The sequence below is a fragment of the Pseudomonas sp. SK genome (genome assembly GCF_012975065.1).
Lineage (GTDB): Bacteria > Pseudomonadota > Gammaproteobacteria > Pseudomonadales > Pseudomonadaceae > Aquipseudomonas > Aquipseudomonas anuradhapurensis.
Genome location: NZ_CP051857.1, coordinates 2,106,166 through 2,118,589 on the forward strand (window position 1 = coordinate 2,106,166; position 12,424 = coordinate 2,118,589).

The window sequence follows — 12,424 nt, forward strand, 5'->3', positions numbered from 1 at the left end:
CGGTCGGAAATGCTGGGTGGTCCGGGGCCTGCTGTGCAGCCCTGTCGCCGGCAAGCCAACTGCCACCGGTGCTACACATGCCTGAGGGCTGCACAGTACCGGTGGCGCTGGCTTGCCGGCGTTGGAGCGCAACGCGCTCCCAAGGGCCTCAATGCACCGGCAATCGCAGGGTATTTCATGCTGTATTCGCTTCAGGCACTGCGGGCGTTCGCCGCCTGGGTGGTGGTCTGCCACCATTTCATGCAGATCTTCTTCGACTTCCATGCCACCGGCCCCATTGGCCAACTGCTCACTGACCGTGGTGCTGTTGGCGTCGACATCTTCTTCGTCATCAGCGGGCTGGTCATCTACCTGTCGACCCGTGACAAAACCATCGAACCGCGCCAGTTCCTGCTCAACCGGGTGTTGCGCATCGTCCCGGCCTATTGGTTCTACACGGCGCTGATGGCCACGCTGCTGCTCGCTTTCAGTCAATGGATGCCGCACCAGGCGTTCACCTGGCAGCACCTGTGGCTGTCGCTGTTGTTCATCCCGGCGGAAAACCCTGGCGGCTACGGCTTGTACCCGACCCTGAACGTGGGCTGGACGCTGAACTTCGAGATGTTCTTCTACTTGCTGTTCGGCCTGGCCTTCCTGGTACGCCAGCGTCATCACCAACTGCTGGCTACCGCCGCGCTGCTGCTGGCCAGTGAAGTGCTGGGCCGGCTGGGCGTGCTCAGCCGTTTCTACAACAACCCCATCATCTACGAATTCCTGCTCGGCATCGGCCTGGGCGTGCTGCACCGCAGCGGGCTGATCCGCCATGCCCGCTGGTTGCCGTTGGTGTTGTTGGCGTTGGCGAGCCTGGCCATCTATTACCTGGACGCTTCGCGGCGGCTGCTCAACTGGGGCGTGCCGAGCGCAATGATCGTGCTGGCCTTCGTCGCCCTGGAGCCGCAGTTCCGTGGCAACCGGCTGCTCAAGGCCCTGGGCGACTGTTCGTATTCGGTGTACCTGGTCCATGTGCTGGTGCTGTACGCCGGCTGGTTCGCCAGCCAGCGCCTGCAACTGAACCCGTACCTGGTATTCGCCCTGTGCGTGCCGTCCATTGGACTAATGTCGTGGTTCAGCTACCGCTGGCTGGAGCGCGGCCTGTACCGGCGCCTGCAGGCCTGGCTGGCGGCGCCACGGGAGCCAGCCCCTGAATATGCGCTTTCCCGAGTCAAATACTAGGACTTTGTTCGAAGGCCGGGTTGGCGTACACTTGGCCGCAAGTCTGTGAGGAACCTACATGAGCGCTATAACCATTACCGACGCCGCCCATGACTACCTGGCCGATCTGCTTTCCAAGCAGAATACGCCTGGCATCGGCATTCGCATTTTCATTACCCAGCCAGGCACCCAGTACGCCGAAACCTGCATCGCCTACTGCAAGCCGGGCGAAGAAAAGCCTGACGACACCGCCGTGGGCCTGAAGAGTTTCACCGCTTACCTGGATGCCGTCAGCGTGCCGTTCCTGGAAGACGCGCTGGTCGACTACGCCACTGACCGCATGGGTGGCCAGCTGACCATCAAGGCGCCGAACGCCAAGGTGCCGATGGTCAACGAAGACAGCCCGATCAACGAGCGCATCAACTACTACCTGCAGACCGAGATCAACCCTGGGCTGGCCAGCCATGGCGGCCAGGTGAGCCTGGTGGATGTGGTCGACGACGGCATCGCCGTGCTGCAGTTCGGGGGCGGTTGCCAAGGTTGTGGCCAGGCCGACGTAACCCTGAAGGAAGGCATCGAGCGCACGCTGCTCGAGCGCATTCCCGAGCTGAAGGGCGTACGCGACGTGACTGACCACAGCCAGAAAGAAAACGCCTACTACTAAGGCTGGCTGGTCTGCTTGTAGGAGCGGCCTTGTGTCGCGATGGGGCGCGAAGCGGCCCCAGGATCTTGGCATCGCCGCTGAGATTGCAGGGGCCGCTACGCGCCCCATCGCGACACAAGGCCGCTCCTACAAAACCGCGCTCCTAGCAACAAAGTGTTACGGTTTCAAGCCCTGCGACAACAGGCCGCAGCCCGTATTCAAAGGGCTGCAGCCGACCATCGTCTTGCCCGGGTAGAACCCCTCGGGGTGTCATGCCAGAATGCCCCGGCTTTTCGTCCGGCCCGTCCCGAGGGTCGGCACCTTCCCTTTAAAGGACGGTTTCATGAATGATCTATATACCCGGCGCGCCGTTGTCGCCGGGATGGGCGTTCTCGGGCTTGGCCTGCTGGCAGGCTGCAGCCCGGCCCGGGGGCTCGAGTTCAAGTACGGCAAGAACATGAGCAACGAAATCCTTGGGCGCAAGTTCAGCCTCAAGGACACCCAGGGCAACGTGCGCACCCTGTCGAGTTTCTACGGCAGCATGCCGATGATCTTCTTCGGCTTTACCCAGTGCCCGGCGGTCTGCCCGACCACGCTGGCGCGCGCGGCCCAGATCCGCAAACTGCTCAGGGGCCGCGATCGCGACCTGTTCCAGGTGGTGCTGATTACCCTGGACCCGGAGCGCGACACGCCGGAAGTACTCGATGCCTACGTCAAGGCGTTCGACCCGTCGTTCACCGCGCTTACCGGTACCCCCGAGGAAATCGCCGCGGTAGCGAAGGAATTCAAGGTGTTCTACGAGAAGGTCCCGGCCGGGGATACCTATACCGTCTCGCACTCGTCCACCAGCTATGTCTACGATACCCGCGGCACGCTGCGCCTGAGCCTGGGCCATTCCCTGACCGCCCAGGAATGCGCCGAAGACCTGGTTACCCTGATGGAGATCTGCTGAATGTCGATGCAACCGTTCAAGCGCGGCCTGGCCGCCCTGGTCCTGCTGGGCCTGGCCCTGCCAGCCCTGGCCCAGACCACCGTGAGCGATGCCTGGGTGCGTGCCAGTGTGCCGCACCAGCAATCAACCGGCGCCTTCATGACCCTGACCGCCAGCAGCGACAGCAAGTTGGTGGGCGTGGCGTCCAAGGTGGCCAAGAGCGTTCAGGTGCACGAGATGACCATGAACGGCGACGTGATGGGCATGCGTGAGGTGAAAACCGTCGAGTTGCCAGCCGGCAAAGCCGTGACGCTGGATCCGAATGGCCTGCACGTGATGCTGATGGGGCTGCACGATCAGGTGAAGGAAGGTGACAAGGTGCCGCTGACCTTGACCATCGAGGATGCCAAGGGCGCCAGGGAAACCGTGGGCGTGCAGGCTGAAGTGCGAGCGCTCAGCGCCGAGGCGGGTGCAGGGCATGAGCACATGCACATGAACCACTGACAGATGTGAAACAGGGCCGCACAGCGGCCCTGATCTTTTCTAGCTGCGAAACTTGGGCAGCGGCCTGTCGAGTGTCAACGAGGTCAAGGTCTTGCGTACCTGGGCCTCGTCAGCCTCCAGGGCCTTGAGGCTCGCGCGGATCTTGCCGGCGGCGGGCACATCGCCCTGCCGGTCGATCCAGTCGGCAATCTCCTTGCAGGCGCTGCTCAGGCAGGCTTGGCGCTGGTTCATCAGCGACAGCAGGGTGGTGAGCTCTCTTTCGGACATGGCAGGATCCTCCGTTCAGCCCTGTCAGTGTAGCAGTGACTGGCGGGAACACCTGTGGCCGGCTGTCGCAGTTCAGTCCGGCAGGCAGGCGCTGCGGTAGGCCCCGGGGGTTACCCCATAGGCCTGCTTGAACTGCCGGCTCAGATGGCTTTGGTCGGCATAGCCCAGGTCGAATGCCACCTCCGAGGCTGCCCAGCCACGCTTGAGCAATTCCCGTGCCCGGGCCAGGCGGCGCTGCTTCAGCCAGGCATGGGGTGGCAGGCCGGTGGCCTGGCGGAACACCCGGGCGAAATGGAACGGTGACAGGTTGACTGCCGCGGCGAGCGCTTCCAGCGAGGGCGGGTCGGCCAACTGGCTTTCCAGCAGTTCGCGGGCGCGGGCCACTGCCAGCGGTTCCTGGCCGGGGGCCGCAGGTTCGGCGCATTGCCCGTGGCGCTGCACCAGGGCCAGTACCGCCTGGCGCCAGGCGGTCTGTTGCTGCAGGGCACTGGCGCCTGCTTCGGACAGCTGGTGCAGTTGGCTGAAGGCACTGGCCAGGGCCGGGTCGTGGATCACGCTGTCCTTGAAGCGGGGCATGCCGTGGCGGCCCAGTTCCAGTTCGTCGAGCACCCCGGTTACCCGCTCGTGCTCCGGGTAGAAGCCGCGGTAGCGCCAGCCCGCTTCGTGGGCGGTGGCACCGGTGTGCAGCTCGTCCGGGTTGATCAGCACCATGCTGCCGACCGGTGCCAGGTGCTCGCTGCCACGGTGCCAGAAACGCTGGGCGCCCGACTCGATCACGGTAAACACATAGCCTTCATGCACATGCGGGGCGAAGCGTTGCTGGAAATAGCGTGCGTGCAGCATTTCCACGTCGCCCAGTGCCGGCGCCTGCCACAGGTGTGTCTGTTCGCGCAGGGGCGTGCTCATGCCAGCCAGCTGCGCAGGAGGTAGAAGATCAACATGCTTGCCAGCATGCTCAGCAACACGCTGCGGGTCAACAACACCAGGGCGATGGCCACCAGCGAGCCCAGCAGGTAGGGGTTGAGCAGGCTCAGGTTGAGTTGCTGCCCGGGCATGAAGATGATCGGGGCACAGATTGCGGTAAGCATGCCCGGAACGGCAAAGCCGAGGAATTGCCGGGCGTTGGAGCTCAGGCGCAACGGCAGGCGTGGCTCCAGGAACGCATAGCGGTTGAGGAACACGATGGCGCCCATGGCGAAAATAAGGATCCAGATCATGCTCGGGCTCCGGCGAATTTCTGGCAGATGAAACCGGCACTCATGCCCAACAGGCCTGCGGCTACCAGGGCGGTTTCCCAGTGCCAGTGGCTGAACAGTACCGAGCAGAACAGTGACACGGCCACGCATACCACCGTTGCCAGGTTGCGCACCAATGGCGCGATCAGGGCGACGAAGGTAGCGACGATGGAAAAGTCCAGGCCGAACTGGTCCAGATGGGGAATGTTCTGGCCCAACAGGATGCCGGCCAGGGTAAACAGGTTCCAGGCGATATAGAACGTCAGGCCGACGCCCAGGGCATACCAGCGGTTGAATTGCTGCTGGTCGTACTGGCTGGTCAGGGCAAAGAACTCGTCGGTCAACAGGAAGCCCAGGCCCAGCCGCCAGCGCAACGGTTGGCGCGACAGCTGCGGGCGCATCGACAGGCCATACAGCAGGTGTTGCGAGGTCAGCAGCAGCGTGGTCAGCAGGATCGACGCCAGGTTGGCGCCGCCCTTGAGCATGCCGATGGCGACCAGTTGCGCAGCCCCGGCGAAGACAATGGCCGACAGCCCTTGCCCCTGCCAGGCGCTGAGGTTGGCCTCGATGGCCATGGAGCCGGCCAGCAGGCCCCAAGGGGCGACGGCCAACGACAGCGGCAGGCTGGCGATGGCACCGTGGAGGTAAGCTTGGCGTGCAATGTGGGGCATGATGGCTGCAGTGCATGTACAAGGTAGGCCAGCATGCCAGAAGGTGCGGGGCAATGGCTTGAACGATCTTGCTGGTCGATGCGGCTTCCTGTTTGCCGGTCGATGGGTTCCTTGTAGGAGCGGCCTTGTGTCGCGATGGGGCGCGCAGCGGCCCCAGGATTTCGGCGTCGCCGCTGAGATTGCCAGGGCCGCTGCGCGCCCCATCGCGACACAAGGCCGCTCCTACAAGGGCGCGCTCAGGGATGACTGGTCAGGTGCTGTTGCGCCGTCACGCAGCCGTTTATCTCGACGGCCTTCTGCAGCAGGCTCTGGCGCTGTTGCGGGTCGAGGTCGCCAAGCAGGCGGTACACCTCGGCCTGGTAGTCGCGCTGGCGTCCCCACTGCATTTCCAGCCCCTGTGGCCTGCTGCGGTTGCAGGCCAGGCGCGTGGCTGGCTGCGGGTAGTAGGCGGCATACACGGTGGCCATGTTGGGGATGGCTTCCAGCGCGGCACGGTATTCGCTGCTGGCGTTGTAGGGCGGGCACCAGGTGGCAATGGCCGGTGCTGGAGCAGCAAAGCCCTGCTTGAGGCTGGCTTCAAGCAGCGGGCAGGCGGCATCCGGGATTTGCGCAGCGGGCAGGTAGGTCATGTAGTACAGCGCCAGGCGGTACTGTGCGACCGGGTGGCCCAGCTCCACCGACTTCTTCAGCAAGGCCACCGCGGTGGGCAGCGTGTGGGCCATGGCCTGGCCCTGGCGGCTGAGTTCCGGGTCAGCGTCCATGGCCGTACGCAGCGTGCTGGCACTGTCATCGCGGCTGTCGGCCTGCTCCAGCAGTGGCAGTGCCTGGCGGTAGAGCAGGTCGGCGTGCGGGTCGATGCGTACCTCATGGGCCTGCGTGGCCAGCGGTATCAGGGCGATCAACAGGGGGGGCAAGCGAAGCATGCGGCTCACAGGCAGGCTCCACGGGATGCCAGGTACTGATGGACGGCTTCGATGTTCATGGCGGTCAAGCGTGCGCCTCGCGCAGATCGGAACGACGGCCTATTCTAGCCACCCAAGGGGCCTGGCCGGAAGAGCACCCGGCAACTGTCAGACGAGCTTGACGGGCGCGCCCTTGCGTTGCGCGTGTTTTTCCTGGGCCAGGCCAAGCTTGGCGGTGATCACCTTGGCCAGTGCATTGTTGCCCAGGTCGTTCAAATGCAGGCGATCGATGAACAGGTCGGCGCCGAACACCGGTGAGCTGCTGAGCATGCAGTTCATGTCGTAGCAGGGGACCGGGTCGGCCTGTTGCTTGATACGGCGGAAGAAGGCCGAGTGCAACTGGCTGTCGAAGGCGCCGTCCAGCAGCCGGTCGAAATTTGCCGGTTGCCGCTCCAGCGCACCCAGCATGGTCTGCTCGCCAGCGGGAAGGCTATCCCGGCACCAGGGCAGCAACGGCTGCAGGATGAAGGTGAGCGTGGAGTGGCTGTCCGCCAGCAGACGGTCCCATTGCAGCAGGGTCCGGCCAATGTGGTCGGCGGCGCGGGCCATGCGTTTTTCCGGGGGCGACAGCGGCCAGCTGGCTGGCGCTTCGGCCGCAGGCGGCGCAACCAAGGCCTGGCTGATGCGCCGCCAGAGTGACGGCCGGCGGGGCGTAGCGGCAGGCTGCACGCCTTCGCTGAAGCTGTTGAGAAAGTCCTGGTAGGCCTTGGCGTGCTGCGGATCGTGCGGGTTGTCGAGGACTTCGCAGAGGGCTTCGTGGGCCAGGCTGTTGACGCCGCTGAGCACCACCACATGCCCCAGCTGGCCAAGGCGATGCTGGTGGGTGAGAAACAGCAGCAGCTCGTGGCTGGCGTTGAGCCCGCAACCGGCCAGGCTCAGCCAGACTTCGCCGGTAAGCATCGACAGCTGCGAAGCGACCGTGTGTTCATCGGAACTCGCGCCGATGCCCAGGGCGGTGGAGCCACCGACCAGCAGGTTGATGCGCGTCGCGCCACCGCGCTCGGCTGCGGAAAAGCGCTTGCCGGCGCAATGGCTGTAGCGCAGGCCCACGGCATCGGTGTTGATGGTGCCAGAGCGGTAGCCGGTCTCATGGATACGCGCAATGTGCGGGGCACGCCGGCTGCCCAGCAGCAGGAAGCGCTGGTAGTCCTGTTGCAACGCTGAAGGCGCCCGGTTCGGGTCTGTCGCTGTCATGGGTTCTCCTTCTGTTGCAACGGGCACCTGCAGCCCGGTCAGGCTGCCAGTTCCCTGAGGTTGTACAGCAGGCCGCCGGCAGCGATCAGTAGCAGGGCGACGCCCGAGGCCAGGCTGATCAGGCGGTTGCTGCGCTGCGAGGCGATCTTGCCGATGGCGAAGATGTACAGGCTGAGTACGGCAAAGTCGATGGCCACCCACAGCAGCGACAGCACCACCATGCTCTTGCCGAATGACTCGGTGATCTGGATGAACTGCGGGAAGAAGGCGATGAAGAAGATGATGTCCTTGGGGTTGGAAATGCCCACCATGAAGCCTTGCAGCAGCCCGCCGCGGCCGGGCTTGGCCACTTCGGCCGGGGCCTCCGCTGCAGCGGCCCCCAGGGCTTCCCTCAGGGTGCCCACGGCGATGTAGCCGATGAACAGGCAGCCCAGCAGGCTCATGGCGCTCAGCCAGGTCTTGTCGATGGCGGCGCTGGTGAGGATGATCCAGGCGGCTGCGCCGATCAGCACCAGTGATGCCCAGTTGGTGCCGACGGCGGTGAACATGGCCTTGCGCGAGCCCGAGGCGGCCGCAGTGTTGACGATCAGTGCCACCACCGGGCCGGGGGTGGCGATCAGCAGCAGGACAGTGAGGGCGTAGGTAGCGGTGAGTGCGGTATTCACGGTCAGGTCTCGATCAGTAGGTCGGGTGTGGCCGAGTGTGCGGCATGGGCATGGAACGGGCAGCGGGAGGGGTTGAGCGACCCTGCCTCCTGCAGTTGGTACTGCTTCCACTCGTAATTGTCGGCGTCGCCGAAGAAGCCAAGGGTGTCGGGCACGACCCCGTCGTTGTAGTGGCGCACGCGTTCGCGAATGCGTTCGCGGATCCGCTGGCCACTTTCGGTATTGGCATTGGCCACTTCGTCGAAGTTGGCCCTGGGGTTGATGACGAAGGTGATGTGCGGCCCCAGGTTGCGGCTTTTCATCTGCTGGTGGCCGGGAAAATTCATGTTGATGAACAGCGGCATGCCGGCATAGCAGAACGACCAGCCGTTGTCTTCGGGATCGGTCGGCATGCCTTGCGGCCAAGGGTGCGGGTCGCGCGCGTGCACACCTCGCAACACTTTCCAGGCCAGCGCCTGTTGCTCGGCCAGGGTGTAGTCGGCAGCGGTTTCGAGGAATACCACCAGCGGGCTGCCGATACGCTGCTTGGTTGGGATCGGGGCGACCGTGCGTACGTAGTCGGCCAGGCCCTGGGCGATGTCGTCGGCCAGTTGCTCGGCGCGGGCGAAGAGGATGTGGCAGGTAGCGCCGTTCACCGCCTTGCGGCCGAACAGGCAAGGGAACTCGGGGTTGGCAAGGACAGTGCGAAAATGTTCTATGGTTTTGTAGGTCCAGTGTTGCGTGTACCGGACATGTTCAGCGGCCAGCTCCAGCGCGTCCAGGCGATAGCAAGTTCCATAACCCGTAAACATGATTTCCCCAGGCGTTTATTAGATGATATTTCCAGTCATATGCAGGCAGGATCTTGGTTATCTTTATTATTTAGCTGCATTTTCCGAGACGATCCGGGCGTTGTAAAACGCGTGGAACTATGACCTACTATTAGTCTCATTCATGCTCGGGGCGTCGCCATGTCGGAACGGATTCAGGCCTTGCACGCGCTGCGTGCCTTCGAGGTGGCCTCTCGCTATGGCTCATTTACCCGTGCCGCGGAAGAACTGGCCCTGACCCAAGGGGCCGTCAGCCACCACATCAAGACGCTCGAAGCCATGTTCGGTTGCGACCTGTTCGAGCGGCGCGGGCCGAAACTGGCCCTGACCGAGCACGGCCGCCTGCTGGCGCAGGAGCTCAAGGTCGGTTTCAAGATCATCGAAAATGCCTGCGCCCTGCTGCGCCAGGATCGCTATGGCCTGCGCCTGAAGGCTCCGTCCACGCTCACGGTGCGCTGGTTGCTGCGCGCGCTGGATGCCTTCAAGAAGGTCGAGGACACCTGCAGCGTGCAGCTGTCCAGCGTGTGGATGGACATTGACAGCGTGGACTTCTATTCCGAGCCCTACGACTGCGCAATTCTCCTGGCCAACGGGCGTTTCCCCGCCGATATCGAGAGTTTCAAGCTGTTCGACGAGTGGCTGATCCCGGTGTGCCATCCCGATTACATGGCCCAGGCGCAGCCGGACCTGGCCGACCTGGCCCAGTGCGAGCTGCTGCACCCGTCACCCGACCGCCGCGACTGGCGGCGCTGGCTGGCACGCATGGATGCGCTGGACATCAGCATCGACCGCGGGCAGGTGTTCGATACCCTCGACCAGGGCATCTCTGCTGCCCAGCAAGGCCTGGGTATCTCGGTGGTCGACCTGGTGCTGGCCAGCGCCGACCTCGGCGCGGGGCGCCTGGTCACGCCATTCAAGCACGCGGTGGCCACTGGCGACGGCTACTACATGACTTGGCTGAAGGCCAGCCCCAAGGCGCGGCAAATGCACAAGCTGCGCGAGTTCCTGCTTGGCCAGGTGCCGCCGCTGGCGAGCAAGGACATCAACTACCTGTACGGTTGAACACGCGTTCGACCATGAAGTCGATGAAGACCCGCAATTTCGGCGGCATCTGCCGCCCGGATGGCCATAGCAGGTAGAAGCTGCCGCGCCGCTCCATGAAATCGTCCAGCACGCTGACCAGCGCGCCGCTGGCCAGTTCGCGGCGTACGGTGAAGTCCGGCAGGCAGGTGATGCCGCGATGGTTCACGGCAAAGCAGACGCGTGTCTCGACATGGTTGCAGACCATCGAGATCGGGATGTCGTAGCCCTGCTCGGGCTGCTCCTGGCGCAGCGGCCAGGTTTCCAGCTTGCCATTGCTGGGGAAGCGGTAGTGCAGGCAGGTATGCGCCGCGAGGTCGCGCGGGTGCAGGGGCGTACCGCGTTCGCGCAGGTATTCGGGCGAAGCCACCAGGCAGTGCTGGAAGTGCCCCAGGAACTTGGCGTTGAGCCGTGAATCGCCCGGTTGCCCGCCACGCATCACCACATCGAAGCCTTCGCCGACGATGTCCACCATGCGGTCGGAGAAGTCCAGGTCCAGTTCCACCTGCGGGTACCGCGCCATGAACTCGGCCAGCGCCGGCATCACCAGCCCGGTGACTTGCGGCATGCTCACCCGCAGGCGACCGCGCGGGGTCTCGCTGGCCTGGGACAGTTCCTGCTCGGTGGCCTCGATTTCGGCCAGGATGCGCCGGCTGCGCTCGAGGAACAGCGAGCCTTCGGCGGTGAGGGTGATGCTGCGCGTACTGCGGTGGAACAGGCGCACGCCCAGGCGGCTTTCCAGGCGCGCCACGCGTTTGCCCACGGCCGAGGCACTGATGCCCAGCGACTGGCCGGCGGCGACGAAGCTGCGGGTCTCGGCCACCCGGTTGAAAACCACGAAGCCGCTGAGGCTGTCCATGCGGTATCCCTGATTGCGGACATTGGTGTCCTGGGTGAACGGCATTGTAGCCGTCTTTTTCCGCAATGGTTTTGGCTTGCAGACTGTCCGCCTGGTTTCCCACACAAGGCATCTGCAATGTCCCAGACATCCTCCGCATCGCTGCTGGCCGCCGGCAGTGAACGTCTACCCCTCAGCGGGCTGTTGGCGCTGGCCATGACCGGCTTCATCGCCATCCTCAGCGAAACCTTGCCGGCCGGCCTGCTAGACCAGATCGCCAATGGCATGCACATCAGCCAGGCCATGGCCGGGCAATGGGTCACGGCCTATGCCCTGGGCTCGCTGCTGACCGCGATCCCGCTGGTGACCCTGACCCAAGGCTGGAACCGCCGTCGCGCCCTGTTGCTGGCGATCGCCGGTTTCGTGCTGTTCAACGGGCTGACCGCCTTGTCGTGGTCCAACACCCTGACCCTGCTGTTACGCTTTTGTACCGGCGCTGCGGCCGGGCTGGCCTGGGGCCTGATTGCCGGCCACGCCCGGCGCATGGTGCCGGTGGCGCTGCAGGGCCGCGCCATGGCGGTGGCCATGCTCGGCCAGCCGATTGCCTTGTCGCTCGGGCTGCCGATCGCCACCTGGCTGGGCGCGGGGCTGGGATGGCGGGCCACCTTCGTGGTGGTCACCGTGGTAGCGCTACTGCTGCTGGCCTGGGTGCTGCGGTCGGTGCCGGATTACCCGGGGCATCCTGCCGGCAAGCGTCCGGCGGCCCTGCAGGTGCTGCGCACGCCAGGGGTATTGGTGGTGCTGCTGGTGATCCTCTGCTGGATCCTGGGCCACAACATTCTCTATACCTACATCGTGCCGTTGCTGGCGGCAGCCGGCATGGCCGCCGACATCGGCCCGGCGCTGTTGGTGTTTGGCCTGTCGGCCCTGGCCGGGATCGGCCTGGTGGGGCTACTGGTAGACCTGCATCTGCGCCCGCTGGTGTTGTTGAGCCTGGCTGGCTTTGCCCTGGCCACGCTGGTGTTGGGGCAAGCGTCGGCGTGGCAGGTGTACCTGGGCATCGCCTTGTGGGGCGTGACCTATGGTGGCGCGCCGACCCTGCTGCAGACCGCCTGTGCGGATGCGGCAGGTGAGGGTGGGGATGTGGCGCAGTCGATGCTGGTGACGGTGTGGAACAGCGCCATTGCCCTGGGCGGGATCGTTGGCGGGCTGTTGCTGAGCGGGGCAGGGGTGGAGTGGTTTGGCGCGGTAGTGCTGGGGCTGGTCGGGGTTGCCTGGCTGTTGGCCTGGGCTGGGCGGCGCAATGGCTTCGTGGCGGGGGCTCGGTAGAGGGTTTCAGCGGTCAGCCCTAGCGCCGGCAAGCCAGCGCCCACAGCTACCGCGACGGCTTCAACGCCAGAGCTGTACTTGTGGGCGCTGGCGTGCTGACGATGC

General features: G+C 64.7%; 15 protein-coding genes. 6 read left to right on the forward strand and 9 right to left on the reverse strand.

Annotation, left to right across the window (positions count from 1 at the left end; genetic code table 11):
• Window positions 1-177: 177 nt before the first annotated feature.
• The 4 genes from HG549_RS09645 to HG549_RS09660 all read left to right on the forward strand — a co-directional run bounded on the left by HG549_RS09645 (window position 178) and on the right by HG549_RS09660 (window position 3,269).
• The gene (locus HG549_RS09645) at window positions 178-1,212 is read left to right on the forward strand and encodes an acyltransferase (protein WP_170029272.1); all 1,035 of its coding nucleotides are present in this window, start codon (window positions 178-180) and stop codon (window positions 1,210-1,212) included.
• Between the two features lie 58 nt (window positions 1,213-1,270).
• The gene (nfuA, locus tag HG549_RS09650) at window positions 1,271-1,855 is read left to right on the forward strand and encodes a Fe-S biogenesis protein NfuA (protein ID WP_003250416.1); all 585 of its coding nucleotides are present in this window, start codon (window positions 1,271-1,273) and stop codon (window positions 1,853-1,855) included.
• A 322-nt stretch (window positions 1,856-2,177) separates the two neighbouring features.
• Complete coding sequence (locus tag HG549_RS09655) at window positions 2,178-2,786, forward strand: SCO family protein (RefSeq protein ID WP_024086651.1); 609 nt, start codon at window positions 2,178-2,180, stop codon at window positions 2,784-2,786.
• Window positions 2,787-3,269 (forward strand): copper chaperone PCu(A)C, encoded by a 483-nt coding sequence (locus tag HG549_RS09660; RefSeq protein WP_170029273.1) that lies wholly within the window; start codon window positions 2,787-2,789, stop codon window positions 3,267-3,269.
• 39 nt (window positions 3,270-3,308) lie between these two features.
• On the opposite strand, the gene HG549_RS09665 is transcribed toward HG549_RS09660, so the two are convergent.
• The 8 genes from HG549_RS09665 to HG549_RS09700 form a co-directional block, all read right to left on the reverse strand.
• A complete protein-coding gene (locus tag HG549_RS09665) occupies window positions 3,309-3,536 on the reverse strand; it encodes a hypothetical protein (RefSeq protein ID WP_003260451.1) in 228 nt (75 codons plus the stop codon).
• A 72-nt stretch (window positions 3,537-3,608) separates the two neighbouring features.
• On the reverse strand, window positions 3,609-4,442 hold the full coding sequence (locus tag HG549_RS09670) for an AraC family transcriptional regulator (protein WP_170029274.1): 834 nt from the start codon (window positions 4,440-4,442) through the stop codon (window positions 3,609-3,611).
• Window positions 4,439-4,753, reverse strand: a complete 315-nt coding sequence (locus HG549_RS09675; protein ID WP_170029275.1) for an AzlD domain-containing protein — start codon at window positions 4,751-4,753, stop codon at window positions 4,439-4,441. Before HG549_RS09675 ends, HG549_RS09670 begins: the two co-directional genes overlap by 4 nt.
• The gene (locus HG549_RS09680; RefSeq protein WP_170029276.1) at window positions 4,750-5,442 is read right to left on the reverse strand and encodes an AzlC family ABC transporter permease; all 693 of its coding nucleotides are present in this window, start codon (window positions 5,440-5,442) and stop codon (window positions 4,750-4,752) included. The genes HG549_RS09675 and HG549_RS09680 overlap by 4 nt, the downstream gene beginning before the upstream one ends.
• 236 nt (window positions 5,443-5,678) lie before the next feature.
• Window positions 5,679-6,374: a sel1 repeat family protein gene (locus tag HG549_RS09685; RefSeq protein WP_170029277.1), complete on the reverse strand. Its 696-nt coding sequence runs from the start codon at window positions 6,372-6,374 to the stop codon at window positions 5,679-5,681.
• 138 nt (window positions 6,375-6,512) lie between these two features.
• On the reverse strand, window positions 6,513-7,598 hold the full coding sequence (locus HG549_RS09690) for a hypothetical protein (protein WP_170029278.1): 1,086 nt from the start codon (window positions 7,596-7,598) through the stop codon (window positions 6,513-6,515).
• Window positions 7,599-7,636: 38 nt separating this feature from the next.
• A complete protein-coding gene (locus HG549_RS09695) occupies window positions 7,637-8,263 on the reverse strand; it encodes a LysE family translocator (RefSeq protein ID WP_170029279.1) in 627 nt (208 codons plus the stop codon).
• 2 nt (window positions 8,264-8,265) lie between these two features.
• Complete coding sequence (locus tag HG549_RS09700; RefSeq protein WP_170029280.1) at window positions 8,266-9,054, reverse strand: YqcI/YcgG family protein; 789 nt, start codon at window positions 9,052-9,054, stop codon at window positions 8,266-8,268.
• 159 nt (window positions 9,055-9,213) lie between these two features.
• Here HG549_RS09700 and HG549_RS09705 point away from each other — a divergent pair, with 159 nt between their 5' ends.
• A complete protein-coding gene (locus HG549_RS09705; protein WP_170029281.1) occupies window positions 9,214-10,134 on the forward strand; it encodes a LysR substrate-binding domain-containing protein in 921 nt (306 codons plus the stop codon).
• Here HG549_RS09705 and HG549_RS09710 read toward each other — a convergent pair.
• Window positions 10,115-11,011 carry a LysR family transcriptional regulator gene (locus HG549_RS09710; RefSeq protein WP_170034122.1) on the reverse strand — a complete coding sequence of 299 codons (897 nt, stop codon included), beginning with the start codon at window positions 11,009-11,011 and terminating at the stop codon, window positions 10,115-10,117. The genes HG549_RS09705 and HG549_RS09710 overlap by 20 nt on opposite strands.
• Window positions 11,012-11,128: 117 nt before the next feature.
• Between HG549_RS09710 and HG549_RS09715 the strand changes: the two genes are divergently transcribed.
• Window positions 11,129-12,319 (forward strand): MFS transporter, encoded by a 1,191-nt coding sequence (locus HG549_RS09715; RefSeq protein ID WP_170029282.1) that lies wholly within the window; start codon window positions 11,129-11,131, stop codon window positions 12,317-12,319.
• Window positions 12,320-12,424: the final 105 nt, after the last annotated feature.